The sequence below is a fragment of the Candidatus Kryptonium sp. genome (genome assembly GCA_025060635.1).
Lineage (GTDB): Bacteria > Bacteroidota > Ignavibacteria > Kryptoniales > Kryptoniaceae > Kryptonium.
This window is the reverse complement of record JANXBN010000001.1, coordinates 151,796-177,787: the sequence shown is the minus strand read 5'-3', so window position 1 is coordinate 177,787 and position 25,992 is coordinate 151,796. Positions and strand designations below refer to the sequence as shown.

The following is a 25,992-nucleotide window of genomic DNA, read 5'->3' as shown; positions in this document are numbered from 1 at the left end:
CAAAAGAAAATAAAAAAGGTGATGTCAAAGTGAAAAAGAACAGATGGAAAATTATTTTGATCATAATATCAATCGCCGGTGCTTTGTGGTATCTGTATCCAACCTACAAGGACATTCAGTATCAAAAGAAATTAAGTGAATTGAAAGGGGAAGATAGTTTGAAATTTGTCCAGCAAAACATTGATGATATTCAAAAAGTTAAACAAAAAAGGATAAAGCTTGGGCTTGATCTTCAGGGCGGAATGTATGTTGCGCTTGAAGTAGATGTGGTTAAAATGCTTGACAACCTCGCAAAGAACAAAGACGAAACATTTAGACAAATACTTGCTGAAGTTAAAAAAGAAGCGTTGGTTTCGGAAGAACCAGCTACATCAATTCTTTTGAGGAAATTTCAGGAGAAAGGGATAAGGTTAAGTAGATATTATGGTGATATTCGTCAGAGCGATGCTGAGATAATTTCTGAACTTGAAAAGCAAGCTGAGGACGCTGTTGATAGAGCTCTTGAAGTTATCCGAAACAGAGTTGATAAGTATGGCGTCGCTGAACCATCAATTCATAAGCAAGGTGCAAATCGCATTATCGTTGAATTGCCAGGCGTAAAAAATCGGGAAGAAGTTAGACAACTTTTGCAAAGCACCGCAGTTCTTGAGTTCAAACTTCTAAAACCTGTTGATGTCACAATAAAAGTAATGCAATCCATTGACAACTACTTGGCTGGAAAAGGAATTTCTGATACCACCGATACCTCTCAAGTTGCCCTGAAATCGGACACAACCAAGAAAGATACTATAAAAACTATTGCATCTGAGCTCGGCGTTGATACAGCGACAGCAGGGTTAGATGAATTTGAAAAGTTTAAAAAAGAACATCCATTCTTCGCATATGTCAGGGTTGACGAACAAACTGGTATTGGCTTTGTTAACGCAAGAGATAGAAGAATTGTTGAATATATTTTATCGCGCCCAGATGTGAAAAATTTAATCCCACCAGATTTTGAATTCGTTTGGTCTGCGAAGCCTTTTACGGCTCAAGATGGGAATCAGTATTATAATCTTCTTGCTGTCAAGAAGGATCCAGAAATTACTGGAAAAGTAATAACTGAGGCAAGAGCGACAATTGATCCTGAAAATAACCTTCCGATCGTTATAATGAGAATGAACAGCGAAGGTGCACGCGAATGGGCAAGAATAACAGGCGCAAACATAAATAGACATATTGCTATAATTCTTGATGGAACTGCTTACTCCTGGCCAGTTGTGAGGACTAAAATAATCGGTGGAAGCTCGCAAATTGAAGGACTTGATTCACCTGAAGAAGCACGACTTCTTGAGATTGTTTTAAAAGCTGGTGCATTACCAGCGCCACTTGAAATAATTGAAGAAAGAACTGTCGGGCCATCACTTGGTGAGGATTCTATCCAAAAAGGTTTAAACGCTGCGCTTTTGGCTTTTGCCTTGATAACATTGTTCATGATAGTTTACTATTCTACATCTGGAATAGTTGCTAATTTAGCGTTGATTTTGAACATTGGTTTTATACTTGCAGTTCTTGCTGGTTTTAACGCCACTCTTACTTTGCCCGGCATCGCAGGAATTATACTTACTATAGGCGTTGCCGTTGACGCGAATGTTTTAATATATGAAAGAATTCGTGAAGAGCTTAGCGTTGGCAGAACACTCAGATCCGCTATAGACGAAGGTTATTCCAAAGCATTTAGTGCAATTTTTGACTCCAACATAACAACTTTTCTAACGGGACTGATTCTGTATAATTTTGGTGCTGGACCCATTCAAGGTTTTGCACTTACGATAATGATTGGAATTTTAGCTAATCTTTTCAGCGCAATTTTCATAACCAAAGTTCTATACGACATTTTAGCAGAAAAGTATCAAGCAGTTATAAAATTCGGATAATTTAAAAACAATTTCCGAGGGATTGAAGATGAGATTTATCGGCAAAACAAATATAAAGTTTATAGAGAAAAGAAAATTTTGGTATGCTATTTCAGCAATTGTTATACTTGCTGGTTTAATTTCACTTATTTTTCGTGGAATTCCACTTGGCATTGACTTCCTCGGTGGAACCGAAGTAATTGTGAGATTTGAAAAACCTGTTTCAATTGGAGAAGTAAGAAACGCAATGGCTCAGATTGGACTTGCTAAAAGTGAGATAAAAACATATGGAAGTCGCAACGAAATCTTGATAAGGACATCCGAACAAGCTGAAGGAACCAAAATAAGCGAGATGATCTCATCCACTTTGATATCTAAGTTCAAAGATAACAAGGTTGAGATTTTAAACGAAGAAAAAGTTGGACCAAGAATTGGAGCTGAGTTGAGAAAAAAAGCATTGTATACGGTCATTTTATCACTGATCGTAATGCTTGTCTACATTGGATTAAGATTTAAGCCGATTTATGGGCTTGGCGCTGTAGTTGCTCTTTTCCACGATGTTTTAGTTACACTCGGATTTTGTTCAATCTTTAGTGCCGTGCCATATTTAAATATAGAAATGAACCAAACATTGCTTGCTGCTTTGCTTACGCTTGTCGGTTTATCGGTAAATGATACAGTCGTTGTTTTTGATAGAATCAGGGAGAATTTAAAACTACACAAAGCAATGGATTTCATTGCTCTTGTGAACAAAAGCATTAATGAAACCTTGAGCAGAACCATCATAACGAGCGGAACGACGATAATGGTTCTTATTGTTTTGCTTGTCGTTGGAAGTGAGGTTACGCGTGGCTTTGCGTTTGCGTTAATAATTGGTATGATAACTGGAACTTATTCATCAATCTATGTCGCAAGTTCAATTGTAGTTGATTTCACGCTTGCAAGGCAAAGGAAAGCAGAAAAGGAAAAACTCCTGAAGAAACAACCTATTCCAGCAAAGTAAAATTTGCAACAATGAACCTATGAAATGAATAATTCTGAACAGATAATAGCGCTGAATAAGGAGAAATTTGTTGAGGTTTTAAGCGAACTTTGCAATGTTAGTAATTTGAATTTTCTGAAACGAAAAATTTCGGTTTTAAAATTATTGTTTATGAATTTTCAAAAGGACCGTTTTGATTTGTTGAATATTGACAGCGATGGCGATACTATTTCCTTACGCAAGGATGTTCTACTTTCAGAATTAGATCAAATTTTAGAGGCACAAACACTTGAACGGGCGAAGTATTATTTAGAAAGGTTGATAAAAGGAACTAATGAAATCAAAACGAACAAAATTAATGATATAAATCTTTCAAGATGGAAAGAGTATGATGAAATTATTACGGATAGCCTTTGGATTTTTGATAAAAGAGACACCTCTGGTGCACATCTTGGATGGTATTGGGGGAATTTCATACCTCAAATTCCAAGACAGTTAATGTTAAGATATACCAAGAAAGGCGATTGGGTTTTGGATGCCTTTGTGGGAAGCGGAACAACTTTAATTGAATGCAGAAGGTTGGGTAGAAATGGGGTTGGAATAGAATTAAATCCTGATGTAGCTAAAAAAGCCAACGAACTAATTAAAAAAGAAGAGAACCCTTACAATGTGATCAGCGATATAATCATTGATGACAGCAGGACGATAAATATTAGATCCATTTTAGAAAAATATGGCATCAATTATTTTCAATTGATGATTTTACATCCACCATATCACGATATTATCAAGTTTTCAAACGATAAAAGGGACCTTTCAAACGCAAAAAGCATTGACGAATTTTTAAAAATGTTTGGAGAAGTGCTTGATAATATAAGTCCATATTTAGAAAAAGAACGCTTTCTTGCCTTAGTGATTGGCGATAAGTATTTTAAAGGTGAGTGGATACCTTGGGCTTTTATTGCATGAGTGAGGTGTTAAAAAGAGATTACTCTTTAAAAAGCGTAATTGTTAAAAACTTTGAAGAAACAAGAGGCAAGAGAAACCAAAAGGAACTTTGGAGATATAGAGCGCTCGTTGGTGGATTTTATGTATTTAAACACGAATACATCTTCATATTCAAGAAGAAAAAATAATCAATTTAATGAAAACACATGTTTTCATAGTAAACGACGCCACTTTCCCAATTCATTTGCGCTATAATTCAGGCAAACCAATTGCCAATGCTGGTTATAGTGGAGGTTTTGATTGGGACCCAATTAAAAGAAGGATATTATTAAAACCAAATTCCGAACCTTACCCTGATCATAGGGTTTTCAATGATAATGTTCTACCAAATATATGTGATCTACAACGAGAGAAAAAATCTTACGAAATTTATCTTGAACTGTATTTTACAGAAAACATTGGGCTTGATCCCAATTTAAATCCAATAGTTGGTCATAACATAATTTGGTTTGGCAATGAAGTTTTTTGCGGTGTTGGAATGCAAAAGATAGATATATTAACCACTTGTCAGGATAACGAAAAAAGAGAATACAGAATAATTGAACTAAAAGATGAACCTATTAAACCCGACATAGTTGATCAGATAGAATACTATGCAAATTGGGCTTCACAAAGCTCTGGAAGACATTTAGATGGAGCATATTCTTGGAACATCCAACCTGTAATTGTTGCGCCTTCTCACAAATACAATCCTCAAAAATGGGATAAAATTGTCAGTGCTTTTAAAGGCTATAACGATAAAGGAATTTCAAAACCGATATTATACTTTGAATTCATCGTCAATTGTGGAAAGAGTATTAGTTTTAATAGAGTGGATTATGAAAATTAAGCATGAAAAACTCTATGCGATTGAAAGCGAAAAAAATTGATGATGTCGTAGTTGTTGAGATCAAAGGGAACTTAATGGGAGGACCTGACTCTCAAAAATTTAGAGACCTTCTGCGCAAGTTTCTTGATGAAGGCAGAAATAAAATAGTAGTTGATCTTAAGAATGTTAAGATGATTAACAGCGCAGGACTTGGGACATTGATAAGCGGTTTGACGACGATGCGAAATAGTGGTGGTGATCTTAAAATTGCAAATCTAAACGAAAAAGTTGAATCACTTTTAACGATAACACGTCTTATAAAAGTTTTTGAAACTTACAATTCAATTGAAGAAGCGATTGAAAGTTATAAAAAGAAGTCAAAGAAAAAGAAAATCAAAGTGTAATGTTGATAAAAATTCCTGATGGCGCTGTGTGGGTCATCCTCGGCGCTCAATGGGGCGATGAAGGAAAGGGAAAAATCGTTGATCTTTTGAGCGAAAACGCTGACATCGTGGTTAGATATCAAGGAGGCGCTAACGCAGGACATACAGTTTCATTTAGCGGTAAAACTTATGTCTTACATCTTTTGCCATCTGGAATTTTTCACCCAAATGTCGTTTGTGTAATTGGAAATGGTGTAGTGCTTGACCCAATTGCTTTGATGGAAGAAATTGAAATGGTAAAATCCGCAGGTGTTGACATATCCGGACGACTTTTGATAAGCCACAACGCTCATCTTATAATGCCATATCACAAACTTCTTGATAAACTTTATGAGCAAGGGGATGGAAAAATCGGAACGACTGGGAAAGGAATCGGTCCAGCTTATGTTGATAAATATGCAAGAGTTGGAATTAAAGTAGTTGATCTGCTTGACAGGGAAACGCTTCGCAAAAAACTTCGCAAAAACATTGAATCAAAAAACGAAATCATAGAAAAAATTTACGGCGAAACGAAGTTTGATGTTGAAAAAATAATTGACGAATATATTGAGTTTGATAAAAAAATTGATGAATATGTCACCGACACCGCTGTATATCTAAATAAAGCAATAAAAGAAGGAAGGAAAATTCTGCTTGAAGGTGCACAAGGCGCTTTGCTTGACATTGACCACGGAACCTATCCTTATGTGACATCTTCAAACCCAACTGCAGGCGGAGCATCAACAGGTTCAGGTATCCCACCAACAAAAATAAACGGAGTGATCGGTGTTATTAAAGCATATACAACAAGAGTCGGAGAAGGTCCGTTTCCAACGGAATTAAAAAGCGAAATTGGAAACTACATAAGAGAGAAAGGACATGAATACGGAGCAACAACAGGAAGGCCCAGAAGATGCGGTTGGCTTGATATTGTGAGCTTGAACTACACAATTATGATAAACGGGATTGAAAAACTCGCCTTGACTAAACTTGATGTCCTTGATGAACTTGACGAAATAAAAATCTGCGTCGCCTATGAATTAAACGGCAAAAAACTTAAAAACTTCCCAACCGACTCCGAAACTCTCTCAAAAGTTAAACCTATTTACGAAACCTTTAAAGGATGGAAAACAAAAACTTCAAATGTCAAAACATATTTAGAACTTCCGTCTGAAGCAAGAGATTATATTGAAGCAATAGAAAAACTAACTGGGGTAGAAATTTCAATCATATCGGTTGGAGCAGATAGATATCAAACAATTTTAAAGTAAACATCCCAAACATGCTGAAAACCGTAAACATAAAAAGATTTCTTGTCCTTCTTGCGGTCGCAATTGCCCTCGGGATTCTTTACTATACAAATATCATAGTCAAAAATCTTGAACAAAGGGAGAGGCAAATTGCAAACCTCTACGCAAAATCAATTGAATATATAGCTACAGCCCCAGGGACTTCTGAATTCACATTTATATTTAACCAGATAATTTTGACCATTGATTTCCCTGTGATCGTGACCGATAGAGACAGAAATCCTCTTTACTACAGAAACATTGACATTGATCCGAACTTGCCATCAAAACAGAAGGAAAGGATTTTGCGAAGTGAAATTGCAAAGATGGAGAAAACTTTTGAACCTATAAAGATAGTTTACGGCGACACATTGATCCTGAACTATGTTTTCTACGGAAATTCAAAACTTGTAGAACAGCTTAAAATTTTGCCATATATAATTCTTGTCGCTGCGGGGATTTTCATTTTAATTGGATATTTGAGTTTTAGTTACATCAAAAAAACTGAACAGAGCAACATTTGGGTTGGGCTTGCCCGAGAAACCGCACACCAACTTGGAACACCGCTTTCAAGTTTATATGGATGGCTTGAAATTTTAAGGACAAAAGTTGATAACGGCGAAGATGTGAGCGATGTAATTCATGAAATTGAAAACGATCTCAACAAACTTAACAAAACAGCACAAAGATTTTCAAAAATTGGTTCAAAACCTGAATTTGTTGAAGAAAAAATCTCAGATGTTATAAGTTCCGTCGTTAGATATTTTGAGAAAAGAATTCCACACACCGGTAAAAAGATAGCGATTTCAGTCAAGGGAGATCTTGAAGCAAAAGCTTTTATAAATCGTGAGCTGTTTGAATGGGTCATTGAAAATTTGATAAAAAATTCGCTTGATGCAATTGAAAACAGCGAAGGAAAGATAGAGTTTAAAATTCAGGAGAGGAAAAAATCCGTTATAATTGATGTATCCGACACGGGACGAGGAATAAATATGAAATATCGCAAGGATATTTTCAGACCTGGTTACACAACGAAGAAGCGAGGTTGGGGGCTTGGATTGAGCTTATCAAAAAGAATAATTGAAGTTTATCACGGCGGAAAATTATTTCTGAAAGAAAGCAAACTCGGGAAAGGTTCAACTTTCAGAATAGTTTTAAAAAAGTGAAATGAAATACGAAAAGATAAAATCAAAAATTGACGAGATAATCTCCGAGCGAGGTATTTTGCGAAAAATTCTTTACGCTGGCTTGAACCTCTTTCTTCTGCGCGCATGGTATGTGAAAAACGAACTGGAAAAATTTTTCCGTTCAAAAAATGAAAAATGCAATGTCCTTGACGCTGGCTGTGGCTTCGGACAGTATTCGTATTTCATAGCCAAAAAATTTAAAAATTCAGAGGTCCTCGGCGTTGATCTGAACGAAAGAAGAATCAGAGAATGTGAAAAATTTGCAAGATCGGAAAAGATAGAAAATTTAAAATTTGAAATCGCTGATCTTACCAAATTAAATTTCGCTGAAAAATTTGACTTAATACTTGCAATTGATGTCATGGAACACATTGAAAACGATGAGGAGGTTTTTAGAAATTTTTATAAAGCAATGAAAAAAGATGGATTACTGATAATAAGTACCCCATCAAACCTCGGTGGATCAGAAGTTCACTCCGAAGAAGATGAAAGCTTTATTGAAGAGCATGTAAGAAGTGGTTACGGAGCGGATGAAATCAAAGATAAACTTGAAAAAATAGGATTTAAAAACATCTCCGTGAAATACAGCTATGGTAAATGGGGAAATCTGTCGTGGAGGTTGATGATAAAATTTCCTGTTCTTTTGCTTGGGAAAAGTTTTGCTTTCGCTCTTTTCTTACCACTATATTACCTTGTTATTTTAGTTCCCGGTATTTTTATGATGTGGCTTGATACCAAAATTGAAAATAAAAGTGGGACGGGATTAATAGTCACAGCACGGAAGTAAGCTAAGCTCTTCCGAATCTTTTATCAAGTTCCTCAATTGAAATTTTGATTATTATTGGTCTTCCGTGGGGGCATACATAGGGGTTTTGGGTAAGGAAAAGTTGATCAATTAAAACCTGAATTTCTTCAGGTGTTAATCTATCCCCAGCTTTTATTGCTGTTTTACAGGCAAAAGATTTTGCAAGGTTTTCACGAACACTTAAATTCGGTTCAGTATTTGAATTTTCTTTGTAAAGTTCAATTATCTCTTGCAAAATCTTTCGCTCTGCCCCTTGCTTTACCTCTGGCGGGACTCCATAAAGGACAATCGTATTCTTCCCAAAGATTCGCAAATCAAAACCTAAACTTTCAAGGTGTTCTTTAATTTCTTTCACGATTGCTATATCTGACGGTGCAAGTTCAATAGTTTGCGGAAACAAAAGCTGCTGTGTGAAAGGAGAGCCCGAATTTAACCTATCAAGCGCTTTTTCATAAAGGATCCTTTCGTGCGCAACATGTTGATCAATTATCATAATCCCACTTTTAATTTGAGCAATTATATATCTACCGTGAATTTGCATAAATGAAGTTCCTTCACTATCACTTCCCTCATCAGCTTGAGGAATTGTGAATTGGATTTCTTGCGACATCCTTTCAACTCTTTCAAGTCCAACCTTTGCTTTAAGCTCTGTTTCAGCTTCTGGAAAAGAAGAAGTTAAAAATTCAAGCGAATACTGCTGTTCTTTTTGAATTTTTTCTTTTATTGGTTCAGTCAGATTTATCAATCTTTGTTTTATTTCCTCAATTTCTGTGGATGTGCGAAGTTTAATTCCACCTGATGGCTCAAACTCAACCTCTGGAATTAAGTTGAACTTTGAAAGAGAATGTTTTACGACTGCACGAACAAAATTGTAAATTCCCTGTTCATCATCAAATTTAACCTCAAGCTTTGACGGATGAACATTTACATCAACATGCCTCGGGTTAATTGAAATCATCAAAATAAACGATGGAAAGTTTCCTTTTTCAAGTAAATGTTCGTAGGCACCATAAACTGCGTGATTTATTGAGCGATTTATTATGTATCTTCGGTTAAGAAAAATGAACTGATCTGATTTCGTCTTCTTTGAAAATTCGGGTTTGCTTATAAATCCGTGTATGCTTATGAATTCGGTTTTCTCATTTACGGGGATAAGGTTTTCGTAAAAATCATCTCCAAAGATTTGTTTAATTCTCGTTTCAAGATCCGTTGCTTCAAATTTTGATATAACCTCGTCATCGCTGATGAATTCAAATGATATTTCTGGATAGGCGATTGCAAATCTTACAAAAGCTTCATATGCATGTCTAAATTCTGTGTGATTGCTTTTCAAAAAATTTCTTCTCGCAGGTGTGTTATAGAAAAGATTTTTGACCAGGATTGATGTCCCAACTGGATGCGTCGTTTTTGAAACCTCAATTAGCTTCCCACCTTCTATTTTAACAAGCGTTGCAAGTTCATCTTCTTGAGTTCTTGTTTTCATTTCAACCTTAGCAACGGCTGCGATTGAAGCGAGCGCCTCGCCCCTGAAGCCAAGCGTCCGTATGTTTTCAAGGTCCTCGTATGTTTCAATCTTGCTTGTTGCATGTCTTTCAAATGCAAGAACTGCATCATCTTCGCTCATACCACAGCCATCGTCTATCACTTGAATAAGTGTCTTCCCCGCTTCCTTCAAAATTACAGTTATATTTTTCGCTCCTGCATCAATTGAATTTTCAATCAATTCTTTGACCACAGATTCCGGTCTTTGTATAACCTCGCCCGCTGCAATTTTGCTTGCTATTTCGTCTGGTAAAATTTTTATCCTTCCCATTTTAAAAAGCAAAATTATTTCTGCTTTTTTCGCTCAAAATTAAAAATAAGACTGCTGTCATTAACTCCAAAATCAAATTCAGCATTTCACAACGCGCCCGATAAGACAAGATAAAGATAAAAAACAATACCAGCAACTATCAACCACCAAATTAATGACCTTCGCTTTCTTTCAGAAATCCCCACTCTCTGAAATTTTAAACTTCTCTTCAATCGCTCTTTTCTTTTAAGCTCCTCATCCTTCTCGGGTTTGTAGTACCTTGGGATATACTCAAAACGCAAATGTTGAGGTCTTTTGAAAAACATAGCTTTAAATTAATTTCTTTACACCAAGTCCCGGCTCATCCGGGAGAATTAATTTTCCATTCTGAACTTTAACTCCTTCAAATGGATCATTTGTTATTAAAAGATTTCCGTCAAGATCTGCGAAATCAACAAGAGGCGAGATTTGAGCTCCAGCGGTTATTCCAACGGATGACTCAATCATACATCCGATCATCACTTTCATTCCCATCGCTCTTGCTGTGTTTATCATTTTCACTGCTTCTCTTATCCCTGTGCATTTCATAAGTTTGATATTAATTCCATCATATGCCTTTCCTAAAGCTGGAACATCATAAAGCCGAACACAGTTCTCGTCAGCGATTATTGGGATATCAACTTTATCTCTAAGCCATGCAACGGAGTCAAGGTCGTCGGCAGGCATCGGTTGCTCAACAAATTCAACGCCTTCATCTTGAAGCCATTTAATTTTCTCAAATGCGATCTCCTTGGTTTTCCATCCTTCGTTTGCATCAACACGAATTGGCTTATCGGTGATCTTTCGGATCGTTTTAATTATCTCCTCATCGTTCTCAAGTCCAAGTTTAACTTTTAAAATCGGATATTCTTCCGCTTCTTTGACCTTTTGCTCAATCACTTGTGGTTCATCAATTCCAATTGTAAATGATGTTATCGGCGTCTTTTCTTTGTTAAGTCCAAAAAGTTTGTAAATTGGAACATTAAGAAGTTTTCCAACGAGATCGTGAAGTGCTATATCAATTCCGGCTTTAGCAGCTGTGTTTCCAGGTTCAATAGAATCAACATAGTTTAGAATTTCCTCAATGTTAAATGGATCGTCAAATTGTGAAAGATCAATTTTACTTAAAAATTTCTGCACCGTTTCAATGTTTTCTCCATATCTTTGAGATGGGGACGCTTCGCCATAGCCGATTACTCCATCGTGCTCAATTTCAATAAGCACAACCCAATTTGATGTTCTCACACCTCGTGTGATTTTGAAAGGATGTTTAAGCTTAAGTTCAAATGTGCGGTATCTAAGAAACATTTTTCCCAATCTTTTATTTGAAAAATGTTAAAATTGCAACCGTGATTAAAAGGGCTGCGAAAAGTTTTTTAAGAAGTTTTGATCTCGTTTTATAAGATGCTTGAGCTCCAAGGCGACTTGTTAAAATTGAACCAATCAAGATTGGAATTCCTGCTGTGTAGTCAACAAAGCCAAGTGTTCCAAGATTTTCAAGTTCAGGTTTACCGAAGCCATTGATCACATAACCAAGCGTCCCGAAGATTGAGGTTAAAACTATAATTGAGCTTGATGTCCCAATTGCTCTTTTTATAGGAATTTTCATAATACTATTCATCACTGGGACGAGCAAGATCCCACCTCCAACACCTGCGAATATGGAAATTATACCAGTAATCAAACCCCAAAAAATAGATGAAATCGCACTTACATTGCTTTTGTAATTTGTCAAATCGTCAACATCAACCCCCGAGTTTCTATCAATAAGCATTCTGATCCCAGCTAAAATTATAACTGCAATGATGAAAGTTCTAATAAAATCTCCTGAAACGATGGTAGCAATTTTACTCCCAACCAAAGCGGAGACGACAGAAGCAAATCCCATTGTAAATGTCAGATTCCATTCAATGTTTTTATTCTCATATTGTTTTACTGTACTTGAAATTGATGTGAAAATTATCGTGAACAAACTTGTTGCAACTGCAATTTTAGGAATTAGATCTGGTGAAATCCCCGTCCCAGAATAATAATACATCAAAATTAAGACAAGGATCACGCCACCACCAATCCCGAAAAAGCCAGCAAGGAAACCAGCGAAAAGACCAGATATGAAAAGCAATAAGACTTTCCATAAGATCATTTCAAGCTCAAAATAGAATTATAAGTTTTTTTCTCTTTTAAAATTGAAATTGCTGTTCTAACTTGAACATCGTTTGGGAGAGCCCACGCTATGAGCTCGTCTTCATACTTATACCTTGAAAGTATCTCACGCATAAGTTCTCTTGCGATTTCATCGCGATAAAGATTAAAGAAATCAATTCTGTTTCTTTTCATTTTGGTTAATGCTGTCTCAATCGCTTCAAGATAGCCATTTTTATATCTTTGCCTTTTTGCGTATTCAACCGCTTTCTCAAGATTTATCTCAAAGCTATCTCTGAATGTAAAGTTATTTTGCTCAATGAATTTTTTAAATCTTTCAAGAATTTGCTCGTTTACTTCAAAATTTTCTGGCAATGTCTCATGTTCAGCGGAGAAATAATTTGCAAACTTGAAAAATAATCTTTTTTGAACGAGCGCTTCAACGAAATCGCTTCGTCTCAACTCAGGGACAACTGTATCGGGCATTATTCCACCCTGAGCGTAAACAATCCGACCGTTTTTGGTTTTGAAAATTTTTTGCTCCGAATCTGGTTTTGAAACGAAAACGCCCCCAGGCTTGTGAAAATAATCAATCTCTTGAATACTGCGACCGCTTGGAGTGTAATACTTCGCAGTTGTTATCTTGAGAAAAGTATTATAAGAGAGATAACTAATCGTTTGAACGAGACCTTTTCCAAATGTCCTTGTGCCGATAATTACCCCACGATCCAAATCTTGGACGGCCCCAGCAACTATTTCGCTTGCGCTTGCGCTTGAGCTATTTACGATAACACACAGCGGAACATCTGGAAGCATTGGTTTTTCAGTAGAATAATAATTCCTCAAAGCATCTGGTTTTCGCCCACGAGTTGAGACGATTAAACTCCCCTCTGGCACAAACTTTTCAACTACATCAACCGCAGCGTCAAGCAGTCCCCCAGGATTATCGCGGAGGTCCAATATCAAACCTTTTATTTCACCTTTCGCTTGCAAATTCTTTATTGCTCGTCTTAACTCTTCACCTGCATTTCTTGAAAAACGATCAAGTTTTATATATGCGATTCCATCTTCAACGAAATCAGAATATACAACGCTTTTAACTTCAATATCAGTTCTTGTCATCTCAAAAACGAGCGGACCTTTAACTCCTTCTCTTAAAACCTTAAGTTTTATCGGCGTCCCAGGTTTGCCAACTAAGTATGTTCTAACCTCCTCAAGAGGCTTGTTTTTCAGATTTATGCTATCAATTTCAACAATAACATCACCAACTTTTATCCCAGCTTTATCGGCAGGATGACCCTTTGAAACTTTAACAACGACAATCTGATCGTCAAACTTTGATACTGTTATTCCGATACCTCCATATTTTCCTGTCGTTAGGGCATCAACATCTTCTCTGTGTTTCTCGTCTATGAAAACAGTGTATGGATCAAGTTCACTTAACATTCCCTTTATACCCGCCCTCATAAATTTTTCGGGATCAACTTCGTCAACATAGTTTAGGATCACTTCTCTATAAATCTTTCCAAAGATGTCAATGCTTTTATCTATCTTGAAAAATATATCATCCTTCCTGACTTGATAGAATTCAAATTGCACAATCAGAGCAATGGCTAAAAGCCCAAAGCCGAAAAAGAAAATTTTGCGTTTCATTTTACCTTCGTTTTTAATTTTTCAAAAACGATTTCCCAAATTCGCTCGCTTATTTCTTCAATTCCTCTTGTTCCGTCTATGACGACAAATCTATCACTTGATTTTGAAATTTCAAGATATCCATATCTGACTCTATTGTAAAACTCAATCCCTGAATTTTCCATTCTATCAAATTCACTGTATTTTGCCTTTTTCCTTTTGTAAATTTCATCAACTGGGATATCAATTAAAAATGTAATGTCAGGAGTCAATCCGGCTGATGCCAGTTCGTTTATTGTTTTAATCTTTTCTATTTCAATTCCCCTACCATAGCCTTGATAAGCGAGAGTTGAGTCATAAAATCTGTCGCACACGACGACTTTGCCTGAATTTAGCGATGGAATTATAACTTCTTTTACAAGTTGTGCACGGCTTGCTGAAAATAGAAATAGTTCCGTAATTGCATCCATTTCTTTGTTTTCAGAGTCAAGCAAAATTTTGCGTATATGTTCGGAAATTCTCGTTCCCCCTGGCTCACGGACAAAAACAACATCTAATCCGAGGTTTTTCAATCTTTCTATTAAAATTTCAGCCTGCGTTGTTTTTCCGCAAAGATCAACCCCTTCAAAGGTTATGAACATTTTTATTTAAAACTTTACTTGAAAATAACTTCCTTGCCTCGCTCGGCTGATTTGTATATTGAGTCAACGACTTTCATTCTATAAAGAGCATCTTTCGCACTTGAAACAAGCGGATGAAGATCTCGCACAGCGCCAAGGAAATGTTTGATTTCGTTTTCATATGATTTCCAGTAAAGCGCCTCTGGCTTGTCCATCTTTTCAGGAGCAAGATTGACAAGCTTGCCCTGTATATCTTTATAGATTCTAAATGGATTCAATTCTCCAGTTCCCTCTGTCCCAAATATATGCAAATAAAAAATCGGCTTTTCAAACTCGTAAGTCCAACTTACATCAATGAAAAGCGTTGCTTCGTTTTTGAACTTAAGAAGGACTATGGCGCTATCTTCAACTGATTTAGTTTGATGTCTATAACAAACCGAACTAACGCTTTTAACTTCTGGATATCCAGCCATCCATAACGCAAGGTCAAGTATACTGATTCCAAGGTCAAGTATAACTCCACCACCGGATTTATCTTTACTTAAAACCCATTTTTTATCGTTTGGTTTCTTGAACCATCCCGCTTTGACATAGAAAACTGAACCAAGTTCTCCTTTCTCAATGAAACCTTTCATGAGCATGGCATCAGGTCTAAATCTTAAATTCATCCCGACCATGACTTTGCGATTACTTTCTTGAATGGTTTTCACAACTTCCTCAGTTTCCTTGTATGTTCTTGCAAGTGGTCTTTCTACAAATACATCTTTGCCAGCTGAAACACAAGACTTCGTCATCTCAGCGTGTAGGTTGGTAGGTGTTAAGATCTCAACCGCTTCAATTTCATCAACTTCCTTCAGCATTTTCTCGTAATCCGTATAAAAGTATGGGACATTATATTTTTCAGCGAGCATCCTCGCTTTAGCTTTGTCGGTATCACAAAGAGCAATGATTTGTGCATTTTCAAGTTTAGAAAGTATCGGAAGATGGACTGCTTGAGCTATTCCACCAAGCCCAATTATTCCAAGCTTAACTTTTTCCATGTTTTTCAATTAATTCTGTTTTTTGTGAAGTTTGAAATTTATCAAACTCAAATTTTTCAAGAATTTTTTCAGCTATCCCCTCGGGATCAAGTTTGAGCATATGCCAAAGTTCTTTTTGCGTTCCGTGCTCAATAAATTCATCTGGTATCCCATGGATTAAGAATTTAACATTTGTAATCCCCTTTGAAGCTGCATACTCAAGAACTGCGCTTCCAAACCCGCCACGGATTGTGTTTTCTTCAACGGTTACGACCTTATCAAATTTATCAAAGATTATATCAAGAAGTTCCTCATCAAGCGGTTTGACGAACCTCATATTTACCACCATTGCATCTATTCCGTATCTTTTAAGTATCTCGGCGGATTTCAAACTTGGATATACCATATTTCCAATTGCAAGTATTGCGATGTCATTGCCTTCTTTCAAAACTTCAGCTTTTCCAATTTCAATCAGATCAAAATTATTTTTAATTGGGACGCCAACACCACTGCCTCTTGGATATCTTATAGCTACAGGTCCTTTGTTATAAATTGTTGCAGTATATAACATATCTCTCAATTCGCTCTCATCTTTTGGTGCCATTATCACTATTCCGGGAATAAGTCGCAAATAGCTCAAATCAAAAGCTCCGTGATGAGTCGGACCATCCGCTCCAACGAGTCCAGCTCTGTCAATTGCAAAAATCACATGAAGATGCTGAAGCGCTACATCGTGGACAATTTGATCAAAAGCTCTTTGTAAAAATGTTGAATAAATTGCACAAATTGGGATATATCCCTCTGTTGCAAGCCCAGCTGCAAATGTCACAGCATGTTGCTCCGCTATTCCAACATCAAAAAATCTTTCAGGAATCTCCTTAGCTAAAATGTTAAGCCCCGTTCCTTCAGGCATCGCCGCTGTAATACCAACGATCTTACTATTCATTTTGGCAAGTTCAACAACGGTTTGACCAAAGATCTTTGTATAGCTTGGGGGTTCTGGTTTATCGCTTTTGTACATCTTGCCCGTGATTTTATCAAATGGGGTCACGCCATGATACTTTTGTTCATCTTCTTCAGCTGGTTTATAACCTTTGCCCTTTTGGGTTATGACATGAAGAAGTATCGGACCGTTTAGATTTTTTATCTCATTTAAAATCTTCACTAACTTAGCAATGTTATGTCCATTCACCGGACCGAAATATCTAAATCCAAGAGCCTCAAAAAGCATCCCTGGTGTTATAACTGCCTTAACGCCACCTTCAATTTTCGCAGCAAGCTTTCTAATTCTATCGCCTATTCCATCAAGTTGTCCTGTTAGATCCCAAATGAATGATTTAAGTTTATTATATTGTGCACTTGCTATCAAATCGGTAAAGTATTTTGACACAGCCCAAACATTAGGTGAAATGGACATATTGTTATCATTTAAGATTACGATCAAGTTTTTCTTCATCATTCCTGCATTGTTCATTGCTTCATAAGCAAGCCCAGCCGTCATCGCACCATCTCCGATTATTGCGATGACCTTATAGTTGGCTTTATCAAAATCTCGCGCCGTTGCTATTCCAAGAGCTGCTGAAATTGAAGTTGAAGCATGTCCAGCTCCAAAAACATCATAGATACTTTCGCTTCGCTTTAAAAATCCACTTATACCTTTAAACTGTCTTATCGTATGAAAAACATCTCTTCGCCCAGTAATTATTTTATGAACATAACCCTGATGTCCCGTGTCCCAAATTATTTTATCTTTGGGAGTATCAAATACATAATGAACGGCAAGCGTCAGCTCAACAACACCTAAACTTGCACCAAGATGTCCCCCAACTTTTGAAATCGTGTCAATTATAAATTCCCTTATCTCGCTTGCAAGGATCTCAAGCTCACGAATGCTAAGCTGCTTTAAATCATTAGGGGAATTTATCTTTGGTAAAATTTTATAGTTTGCGGAAAGATCTTGCAACTCCATTTTGACCTCTAAATTTTGTTATTTAAATCAAAATCAATAAGTGTAAATCCTTGAGATTCATCTTTGATTATCTTTTTTATCCTGATTTCCGCTTGTGTTAATTTACTAATGCAGTATTTTGAAAGTCTGATCCCACGCTCATACATCTCAATTGCCTCTTCAAGCGTCACTTGTCCGGTTTCAAGTTTATCTACTATATCTTGAAGTTCCCTTAGCGCTTGCTCAAATGTTAAATTTTCAATGGAAGTTTCTGTTATTTCATTTTTCTTCGCCATAACCTTTCATCACTCCTTTTATTGTTCCATCTGATAATTTTATATTAAACTCGTCGTTTATCTTGAGTTCATTTTTGCTGTGAACGATCTTTCCGTTTTTATAGACAATCGCATAACCCCGCTTCAAAGCAAGTTCAGGATTTACCGATTCAAATCTTTTCAACCATTGATTGAAATCTTGTTTTATAATTTCAAATCTATGGGACATCGCAATATCAAGGGCTCGCGTTAATTCGTCAATTCTCATCGTATATTGTCTCAACCAGTCAAGCGGTCGGTTAAAAGCATAACTTTTAACGAGATGTTCAACCTCCTTTTTCGCATTTTTTATTTTATCAATCACAAGTTGATGGATATTATACCAAATATTTTGAACATTTTCAATAACATCATCACGATTTTTTACGACTAATTCAGCTGCTGCCGACGGCGTTGGAGCTCTTAAATCCGCAACGAAGTCACTTATGCTATAATCAATTTCGTGACCAACTGCGCTTATTATTGGGATTTTTGATTCAAAGATAGCTCTTGCAACGATTTCTTCATTAAAAGCCCAAAGATCTTCAATTGAACCACCACCTCTTCCAACTATTATCACTTCAACTTCACCATAAGAATTAAAGTCCCTTATCGCTTGTGCTATCTCCTCCGCTGCACCTTCACCTTGAACTTTGACGGGATAAAGAATTAATTCAACCGCTGGGAAACGGCGCGAGATTATGTTTATTATATCTCTTATCGCTGCGCCCGTTGGGCTTGTGACAATTCCTATCTTATTTGGATATTCCGGAATTGGCTTCTTATATCGTTTATCAAACAATCCTTCAGCTGCAAGTTTCTGCTTCAACATCTCAAATTTTATCTGAAGTTCACCAATTCCAAGAGGCTCAATAAAATCAACTATGATCTTATATTCACCACGTGGTTCATAGATCTCAATTTTACCGTGAACCAAAACTTTATCCCCGTCTTTGTAATCACGATCTCTTAAATAATTATCAGCATATCTTTTCCACATCGCTGCATTTATTGAGGCATTTTGATCCTTAAGCGTGAAATAAACATGTCCGGAAGGGCTGTGCACTTTATAATTTGATATCTCACCCTGAAGCCATATATCTTGAAAATTTGGCTCAACAAATTCCTTTATTTTATAAGTTAATTCGGAAACCGTCAGAATTTTCTCTTTTGCGATCAAAGGATAGAAGTTATACATTTGCCCGTGACTTTCAAAGAAGGTGATTTTGTTTTTTGAAAATTTAAACAAAAAAGAAAACTTAAAAAAATTGAATCTGGACAGAAATGCAACTACACAAGGAAGTCATCTATTATGTCAAAAAGTGTGCTCCAACCCTTTATCTCCTCCTTCATTATTATTTAAAATGGACATTTGAATTAACTCGCCTTGATAGATCAAACCAGCTGCTACATAATTGTCGTTCATAAACCTTATATCATCACCAAGCCCAACGGATTTAGTTATCTCCCATTGATATTTGTCAAATTCAGAGATAAATTCATCTATTGTTCTATAACCATTTTCATTCTTCTCCCGTTTCGCCTCAAAAATTGAATTAAGAGCGTAGCTTGCAATAAATCCACTGTGATAAATTTTATAAGCACGCTTTAACGAGATATATTCAACCCCAGAAACTCTATCATTGATGAACACGATTATCCCATTTTGTCCATCTTCATATTTAAAGATGTGTAGGTAATCGTATCGTTTGTCTTCCATTACCGCATAAACATCATCAACTGCTTTACTATAACTTTCAACATTGAACGATATTAGCAGTTCTGAAACTGCCGACCAGACAAGGTGTTGATCTGAATCGAATTCTTTTTTCATTTTAACTGATTTAGTAACGGAGGCAACCTTCTTTGCTCGCATATATGTGGGAGTTATAAAATCATGCTTGTTTTGTAGTTCCATCGCCCTTGTTCAACACAGCTAACGGGGATGAAAGTCGTTGTTTTTTCTTTGATTAGAATAGTCGTATTAATAGTTCTGTTCTGCTTTGCTCCTATGAGCTCTTCCCCCTCAAGTATTAAAATAGGTAGGTCGGCAAGATTTTCTACTTTCAACTTATTGACAGTCCCCTCTTCACCGACTTCGGTTATTTTAATTAAACTTTGCTTCAATGCTTCGTCAAGAGTTAAATACTCGTTCTTTCCATCCTCAACCGAAAACAAAGGATAAACCACCATATTTTCATACTGCTTTGCTTCGCCAATTGTAACCCTGTTAAATAAATCGGATTTGAACATGGCTAATTTACCTCCTTTTGTTTCCTTTAGGAAAGTTTTTCATTGTTTATTGAAAAATGAAAAAAACTCTATGCGCCTCTCGGATTTTGAATCCCCTTTTTTTGGAAATTTATTTAATCTGAAAGATTTAAGCAAAATTTCACTCAAAAAGTTCCTCATAACAGCATTCTTTGTTAAGCGACGCTCAATTTGATTTTTTATAGGTTATGACTTATATTTAAAATCCAAAAGCACACTTTTATTTTTCTGAACTAAATGATCGCCGAAAACATTTATAAAATAAGGCAAAAAATTCGGGAGGTCTGTCAAAAGGTAGGCAGAAACCCAGAAGAAATTACCATCGTAGCAGTTACAAAAACCGTTCCTGTTGACAAAATAAAAGAAGCGATAAACGCTGGGATCAACGATATAGGCGAAAATAGGGTTCAAGAGCTTCTTGAAAAAAAGAGTTACATAGATATTCAAAATGTAAGGTGGCACTTCGTTGGGCATCTACAGACAAACAAGGTTAAATACATAGTTGATTTCGTTCATTTGATACATTCTGTTGACAGTTTGAAACTTGCTCTTGAAATTGAAAAAAGAGCGAAAAGGATAAATCGCATTGTTGATGTATTGATTGAGGTTAACACATCTGGAGAAAAAACAAAATATGGAGTAAAGCCAGAGGAAACCACCGAGCTTGTCAAACAGATTTCCGAAAGTTGTGAATTTGTAAGGATAAAGGGACTTATGACTGTTGCTGCATATCTGCCGAACCCAGAAGATGTTCGCCCAATGTTTAAGTTGTTAAGACAACTAAGCGACGAGATAAAAAAACTTGATCTCAAAAATGTTGAAATGAAACATTTGTCAATGGGAATGAGCAATGACTACTGGATCGCCGTAGAAGAGGGAGCGACGATCGTAAGAATTGGGACAGCGATATTCGGACCAAGAAATTAAAAGGTGATAAAATGAAATTCACACCGCTTGCTATAAAAAAGCAACAGTTTAAAAAATCTTTTAGAGGTTATAATATTGAAGAAGTGAGAGTTTACCTTGAAATGCTTGCTACAGAGTATGAAAATCTGCTTCACGAGAACAAAGAACTCAAAGAAAAAATTGCGATGCTTGAAACCGAGGTTTCAACTTACAAACAAATTGAAAAAAATTTACACCTTGCGGTAACACAAGCCCAAGAAACAGCAACCAAAACACTTGAAAACGCAAGAAAACAAGCCGAGCTTTTAATAAAAGAAGCTGAACTTAAAGCAAAGGAAATTATTGACAAGGCAAAAATTGAAAGCATAAAAATTGAAAACGAAATCCAAACTTTGAAAATTGAAAAAGAACGAATTTTAAAGGAACTGAAAAACTTTCTTATGTCCGAGATGGAAAAACTGAATCTTCTTGAAGCACCCACGAAAACCGAGACCCAGGAAAAAATAGAAGAAAAAATTAAACTTGACGACATAATTAAAAACTTGGAACAATAAAACAAAAGTGGAATCCCAAATATGAGCGAGCTGAAACAGCAAATAATGGAAGCATTAAATTTCATAAGAACTAAAACAAAGCTTGAACCTAAAATTGGTATAATTCTCGGAACAGGGCTTGGTGGACTTGCAAAGGAAATCAAAGCTGAAACAATAATTGACTATAGCGATATACCTCACTTCCCAATTTCAACAGTTGAATCTCATCACGGCAGATTAATTTTTGGTAATCTAAGCGGAAAAGATGTCGTAGCAATGCAAGGTAGATTTCACTACTATGAAGGATATACGATGAAACAAATTACCTTCCCTGTGCGGGTGATGAAATTCTTGGGTGTTAAGTATCTTTTAATTTCAAACGCAGCTGGTGGTTTGAACCCACTCTTCAGAAAAGGCGATCTTATGATAATTACAGATCATATCAACCTACTTGGGGATAACCCTCTTATAGGACCAAATGACGATGAGCTTGGACCAAGATTTCCTGATATGTCCGAGCCGTATAATAAAGAATTAATTGAACTTGCGGAGCAAGTAGCGCTTGAAGAAAAAATAAGGGTTCAAAAAGGTGTTTATGTTGCAATGACAGGTCCAAGCCTTGAAACGAGAGCAGAGTACCGGTTTTTGAGATTGATCGGAGCTGATGCAGTTGGAATGTCAACAGTCCCAGAGAACATCGTCGCAAACCATATGGGAATGAAGGTATTTGGGATTTCTGTTATAACTGACGAGTGCTTCCCAGATGCGCTTCAACCATTAAGCCTTGAAGATGTTATAAGAGTTGCATCAGAAGCGGAACCTAAATTAACTTTACTTATGAAGCGTTTGGTTGAAAAAATTAACCTTTAAAGACAGCTATGCTTCAATCGCTTGGGAAAGTTTTACTACTCATAGGAGCATTGATTTTTATCTTCGGTGCTATACTTTTAATCGCAGATAAAATCGGTGGTAAAATTCCATTCATTGGTAAATTACCCGGCGATATCTTAATACAAAAGAGAAACTTCACTTTCTACTTCCCTATCACGACAAGCATTTTGCTTAGCATAATTTTGACACTGATAATATGGATTCTATCGTTTATATTTAGGAAGCATTGAGCTAAAAACCTAAGAAGAGAATAAACGAAAGCGTTTAAGGTTCGCTAAAGAACAATAAAAAAATTTTTGCATAACACTTTAAAAATAAATTGCATGCGAAGATGTATAAGGAATTAACGGACAAAATCAAGTATTCAGATCTTGAGCGTGAAATTTTGAAATTTTGGAAGGAGAACAAAATTTTTGAGAAAAGCATTTTAACACGGGAGGGGAAACCAAGTTTTACTTTTTATGAAGGACCTCCGACTGCAAATGGTCGCCCAGGTATTCACCATGTAATGAGCCGAACCATTAAAGATCTTGTGTGTAGATATAAAACGATGCGAGGTTTCAAAGTTTATCGCAAAGCAGGATGGGATACTCACGGACTTCCTGTTGAAATTGAAATTGAGAAAAAACTTGGAATAAAACACAAAGACGAAATAATTGAATACGGAATTGAAAAGTTCAATGAAGAATGCAAAAAGTCGGTCTTTGAATATCTCAACGATTGGGAAGAAATGACCGAAAGGATAGGCTATTGGATTGACCTTGAAAATGCCTACATAACTTTTACAAATGAATATATTGAATCAATTTGGTGGGCATTAAAGCAGTTCTTTGATAAAGGCTACATCTATAAAGGCTACAAAATCCAACCATATTGCCCAAGATGTGAAACTCCACTTTCTTCCCACGAAGTAGCTCAAGGTTATGAGGATGTCAAAGATCCATCAATTTATGTTAAGATAAAAGCAAAAGGCGAAGAAAATACATATTTTCTTGTTTGGACCACGACGCCTTGGACTTTAATTTCAAATGTTGCTCTTGCAGTTCATCCCGAGGTAACTTATGTTAAAATTTCACACAAAGGAGAAAATTTAATTCTCGCAAGAGATAGATTAGTTGTGATTGATGGTGATTATGAAATTCTTGCTGAATATAAAGGTCATCAATTAAAAGGCAAAGAATACGAGCGACTTTTTGACTATATACCTGTTGATAAGAAAGCTTTTTATGTCGTGACAGCAGATTTCGTCAGCACCGAGGATGGAACGGGAATAGTTCATATTGCACCTGCCTTCGGTGAGGAAGATTATCAAGTCGGACGCGAATATGATTTACCAACGCTTCAACCTGTTAACAAAAGTGGCGAGTTTACAGATGAGATTACAGACTTCAAAGGGAAATTTGTCAAAGATGCTGATCCTGAAATCATTCAAAATCTAAAATCGCGTGGCTTGTTATACAAAAAAGAAACGATCGTTCATAGCTATCCACATTGTTGGAGATGTAAAACACCGCTACTTTATTATGCTCGTGAGTCCTGGTACATAAGCACCACTCGCTATGTTGATAAGATGATTGAGCTAAATAAACAAATTCAATGGCATCCACCAGAGGTTGGCTCTGGTAGATTCGGGAATTGGCTTGAGGAAAATAAAGATTGGGCTTTATCAAGAGATAGATTCTGGGGTGCTCCACTTAACATTTGGATTTGTGAAAACTGCGGTGAAATGAGATCTGTTGGAAGCATTGAGGAAATAATGAAAGAAGGCAAGAATGTGCCTGAACCACTTGACCTTCATAAACCTTTTGTTGATCAGATAACATTTGAATGCAAAAAGTGCAACGGAATAATGAGAAGGACACCTGAGGTAATTGATGTATGGTTTGATTCAGGAGCAATGCCATTTGCGCAGTTCCATTATCCATTTGAAAATGTTGAACTTTTCAAGGAAAATTTCCCAGCTGATTTCATCGCAGAAGGAATTGACCAAACACGAGGTTGGTTTTACTCTCTACATGCAATTTCAAGCTTCCTGTTTGATTCCCCAGCATATAAACATGTTGTTGTGAATGAACTTATACTTGATAAAGAAGGACAAAAAATGTCAAAATCACGCGGAAATGTCGTTGATCCATTTGAAGTCGTTGAGAAATACGGAGCTGATTCCGTCAGGTGGTACCTCATGTCCGTGAGCCCACCTTGGAAGCCGAAACTCTTTAACGAAGAAGACATAGTTGAGATACAACGCAAATTCTTCAGCACACTTATTAACACCTATTCCTTCTTCACGCTTTATGCGAACATAGATAACTTCACATATTCAGAAGAAAGGATTCCTGTTAAGGAAAGACCTGAAATTGACAGATGGATAATTTCGGCTTTAAACTCGCTGATTAAAAACTATATTGAAGCAATGGATGATTATGATTTAACTAAAGCAGCTCGTTTGATTTCCGACTTTACTATAGATCAACTTTCCAACTGGTATGTTCGCAGAAGCAGGAGAAGGTTCTGGAAAAGTGGCGTTGAGAAAGATAAGATATCAGCCTTTCAAACACTTTACGAATGCCTTATCACGATAGCAAAACTAATGGCTCCATTTGCACCATTTCTTGCTGATGAAATTTATAGAAATCTCAACAGCGTCACAAGGAAAGAACCTTACGAATCCGTGCATCTTGCCTATATACCTGAACCAAATGAAAACGAAATAGATCCAGAACTTGAAAAGAGAATGGAGCTTGCCCAGCGAATTGTTTACATAGTTAGATCGCTTCGTGCCAAAACAAATCTAAAAGTTCGTCAACCGTTGAGAAAAATAATTATACCTATATCAGACGAGAACGAGAAAGAGAAAATTGAAATAATGAAAGATGTCATCCTGGATGAAATCAATGTAAAGGCGATTGAATATGTTGATGACGATTCGGAAATCGTAGAGAAAAAAGCAAAGCCAAACTTCAAATCAATAGGTCCGAAATTTGGGAAGAAAGCACAAAAAATTTCACAATTCATCAAGGAGCTTCAAAGAAAACAAATAAAAGAACTTGAAGAAAACGGGAAGATTGAAATCATAGTTGATAACGAAAAAATTGAGATTACCAGAGAGGATGTTGAAATTTACAGTGAAAATATAAAAGGTTGGGTCGTTGAATCAGACGGAGTGATAACTGTGGCGCTTGATACGGAACTCACCGAGGATCTGATAAACGAAGGCTTCGCCCGTGAGTTCATAAATAGAGTTCAAAACATGAGAAAAGAAGCCAATTTTGAGGTTACGGATAGAATTCGTATCTTCTTCAAAACCGAATCGGAGAAATTGAGAAAAGCTGTTTTTGCCTTGAGTGATTACATCAAAAGTGAAACCCTTGCGATTGAACTTTCTGATAACTTTAGAGAAGCTGAATATGTGAAATCTTGGGAGGTAAATGATGAGCCGTGTGAAATTTCAATTGAGAGAGTGCGACTTAATTAATTTAAAATTTAACGAGG

The 25,992-nt window shown here is 36.4% G+C and carries 26 protein-coding genes; 14 read left to right on the top strand and 12 right to left on the bottom strand.

Features of this window, described 5'->3' with window-relative positions; genetic code table 11:
* Positions 1-29 precede the first annotated feature (29 nt).
* From secD to NZ923_00825, 9 genes are all read left to right on the top strand, one after another.
* Positions 30-1,913 carry a protein translocase subunit SecD gene (gene secD / locus NZ923_00865; protein ID MCS7228569.1) on the top strand — a complete coding sequence of 628 codons (1,884 nt, stop codon included), beginning with the start codon at positions 30-32 and terminating at the stop codon, positions 1,911-1,913.
* 28 nt (positions 1,914-1,941) lie between these two features.
* Positions 1,942-2,895, top strand: coding sequence for a protein translocase subunit SecF (gene secF / locus NZ923_00860; GenBank protein ID MCS7228568.1), 954 nt, complete (start codon positions 1,942-1,944; stop codon positions 2,893-2,895).
* 180 nt (positions 2,896-3,075) lie between these two features.
* Positions 3,076-3,843 carry a DNA methyltransferase gene (locus NZ923_00855; GenBank protein ID MCS7228567.1) on the top strand — a complete coding sequence of 256 codons (768 nt, stop codon included), beginning with the start codon at positions 3,076-3,078 and terminating at the stop codon, positions 3,841-3,843.
* On the top strand, positions 3,840-4,010 hold the full coding sequence (locus NZ923_00850) for a hypothetical protein (GenBank protein ID MCS7228566.1): 171 nt from the start codon (positions 3,840-3,842) through the stop codon (positions 4,008-4,010). Before NZ923_00855 ends, NZ923_00850 begins: the two co-directional genes overlap by 4 nt.
* 8 nt (positions 4,011-4,018) lie before the next feature.
* A complete protein-coding gene (locus NZ923_00845; protein MCS7228565.1) occupies positions 4,019-4,711 on the top strand; it encodes a hypothetical protein in 693 nt (230 codons plus the stop codon).
* 14 nt (positions 4,712-4,725) lie between these two features.
* Positions 4,726-5,094, top strand: a complete 369-nt coding sequence (locus NZ923_00840) for an STAS domain-containing protein (GenBank protein MCS7228564.1) — start codon at positions 4,726-4,728, stop codon at positions 5,092-5,094.
* Positions 5,094-6,383, top strand: a complete 1,290-nt coding sequence (locus NZ923_00835; protein ID MCS7228563.1) for an adenylosuccinate synthase — start codon at positions 5,094-5,096, stop codon at positions 6,381-6,383. The genes NZ923_00840 and NZ923_00835 overlap by 1 nt, the downstream gene beginning before the upstream one ends.
* 11 nt (positions 6,384-6,394) lie before the next feature.
* A complete protein-coding gene (locus tag NZ923_00830) occupies positions 6,395-7,567 on the top strand; it encodes a HAMP domain-containing histidine kinase (GenBank protein MCS7228562.1) in 1,173 nt (390 codons plus the stop codon).
* A 1-nt stretch (position 7,568) separates the two neighbouring features.
* A complete protein-coding gene (locus NZ923_00825) occupies positions 7,569-8,375 on the top strand; it encodes a class I SAM-dependent methyltransferase (GenBank protein ID MCS7228561.1) in 807 nt (268 codons plus the stop codon).
* Position 8,376: 1 nt separating this feature from the next.
* On the opposite strand, the gene mutL is transcribed toward NZ923_00825, so the two are convergent.
* From mutL to NZ923_00765, 12 genes are all read right to left on the bottom strand, one after another.
* The gene (gene mutL, locus NZ923_00820; protein ID MCS7228560.1) at positions 8,377-10,206 is read right to left on the bottom strand and encodes a DNA mismatch repair endonuclease MutL; all 1,830 of its coding nucleotides are present in this window, start codon (positions 10,204-10,206) and stop codon (positions 8,377-8,379) included.
* A gap of 86 nt (positions 10,207-10,292) precedes the next feature.
* Positions 10,293-10,511 carry a hypothetical protein gene (locus NZ923_00815; protein ID MCS7228559.1) on the bottom strand — a complete coding sequence of 73 codons (219 nt, stop codon included), beginning with the start codon at positions 10,509-10,511 and terminating at the stop codon, positions 10,293-10,295.
* 4 nt (positions 10,512-10,515) lie between these two features.
* Positions 10,516-11,532 carry a dipeptide epimerase gene (locus NZ923_00810; GenBank protein MCS7228558.1) on the bottom strand — a complete coding sequence of 339 codons (1,017 nt, stop codon included), beginning with the start codon at positions 11,530-11,532 and terminating at the stop codon, positions 10,516-10,518.
* 13 nt (positions 11,533-11,545) lie between these two features.
* The gene (locus NZ923_00805; protein MCS7228557.1) at positions 11,546-12,367 is read right to left on the bottom strand and encodes a sulfite exporter TauE/SafE family protein; all 822 of its coding nucleotides are present in this window, start codon (positions 12,365-12,367) and stop codon (positions 11,546-11,548) included.
* A complete protein-coding gene (locus NZ923_00800; protein ID MCS7228556.1) occupies positions 12,364-14,019 on the bottom strand; it encodes a S41 family peptidase in 1,656 nt (551 codons plus the stop codon). The genes NZ923_00805 and NZ923_00800 overlap by 4 nt, the downstream gene beginning before the upstream one ends.
* Positions 14,016-14,639 carry a dTMP kinase gene (gene tmk, locus NZ923_00795; protein MCS7228555.1) on the bottom strand — a complete coding sequence of 208 codons (624 nt, stop codon included), beginning with the start codon at positions 14,637-14,639 and terminating at the stop codon, positions 14,016-14,018. Before tmk ends, NZ923_00800 begins: the two co-directional genes overlap by 4 nt.
* 14 nt (positions 14,640-14,653) lie before the next feature.
* A complete protein-coding gene (locus tag NZ923_00790) occupies positions 14,654-15,658 on the bottom strand; it encodes a Gfo/Idh/MocA family oxidoreductase (protein MCS7228554.1) in 1,005 nt (334 codons plus the stop codon).
* Positions 15,645-17,606 carry a 1-deoxy-D-xylulose-5-phosphate synthase gene (dxs, locus tag NZ923_00785; GenBank protein MCS7228553.1) on the bottom strand — a complete coding sequence of 654 codons (1,962 nt, stop codon included), beginning with the start codon at positions 17,604-17,606 and terminating at the stop codon, positions 15,645-15,647. The genes NZ923_00790 and dxs overlap by 14 nt, the downstream gene beginning before the upstream one ends.
* A gap of 8 nt (positions 17,607-17,614) precedes the next feature.
* Positions 17,615-17,881 (bottom strand): exodeoxyribonuclease VII small subunit, encoded by a 267-nt coding sequence (locus tag NZ923_00780; GenBank protein MCS7228552.1) that lies wholly within the window; start codon positions 17,879-17,881, stop codon positions 17,615-17,617.
* A complete protein-coding gene (gene xseA, locus NZ923_00775) occupies positions 17,865-19,148 on the bottom strand; it encodes an exodeoxyribonuclease VII large subunit (GenBank protein MCS7228551.1) in 1,284 nt (427 codons plus the stop codon). The genes NZ923_00780 and xseA overlap by 17 nt, the downstream gene beginning before the upstream one ends.
* A 66-nt stretch (positions 19,149-19,214) precedes the next feature.
* On the bottom strand, positions 19,215-19,775 hold the full coding sequence (locus NZ923_00770; protein MCS7228550.1) for a hypothetical protein: 561 nt from the start codon (positions 19,773-19,775) through the stop codon (positions 19,215-19,217).
* An 11-nt stretch (positions 19,776-19,786) separates the two neighbouring features.
* Complete coding sequence (locus NZ923_00765; protein MCS7228549.1) at positions 19,787-20,152, bottom strand: hypothetical protein; 366 nt, start codon at positions 20,150-20,152, stop codon at positions 19,787-19,789.
* Between the two features lie 255 nt (positions 20,153-20,407).
* Between NZ923_00765 and NZ923_00760 the strand changes: the two genes are divergently transcribed.
* The 5 genes from NZ923_00760 to ileS all read left to right on the top strand — a co-directional run bounded on the left by NZ923_00760 (position 20,408) and on the right by ileS (position 25,975).
* Positions 20,408-21,097 (top strand): YggS family pyridoxal phosphate-dependent enzyme, encoded by a 690-nt coding sequence (locus NZ923_00760; protein MCS7228548.1) that lies wholly within the window; start codon positions 20,408-20,410, stop codon positions 21,095-21,097.
* An 11-nt stretch (positions 21,098-21,108) separates the two neighbouring features.
* A complete protein-coding gene (locus NZ923_00755; GenBank protein MCS7228547.1) occupies positions 21,109-21,630 on the top strand; it encodes a DivIVA domain-containing protein in 522 nt (173 codons plus the stop codon).
* A gap of 21 nt (positions 21,631-21,651) precedes the next feature.
* Positions 21,652-22,479, top strand: coding sequence for a purine-nucleoside phosphorylase (locus NZ923_00750; protein MCS7228546.1), 828 nt, complete (start codon positions 21,652-21,654; stop codon positions 22,477-22,479).
* 8 nt (positions 22,480-22,487) lie between these two features.
* Positions 22,488-22,730 carry a DUF2905 domain-containing protein gene (locus NZ923_00745; GenBank protein MCS7228545.1) on the top strand — a complete coding sequence of 81 codons (243 nt, stop codon included), beginning with the start codon at positions 22,488-22,490 and terminating at the stop codon, positions 22,728-22,730.
* 101 nt (positions 22,731-22,831) lie between these two features.
* The gene (gene ileS / locus NZ923_00740; GenBank protein MCS7228544.1) at positions 22,832-25,975 is read left to right on the top strand and encodes an isoleucine--tRNA ligase; all 3,144 of its coding nucleotides are present in this window, start codon (positions 22,832-22,834) and stop codon (positions 25,973-25,975) included.
* Positions 25,976-25,992: the final 17 nt, after the last annotated feature.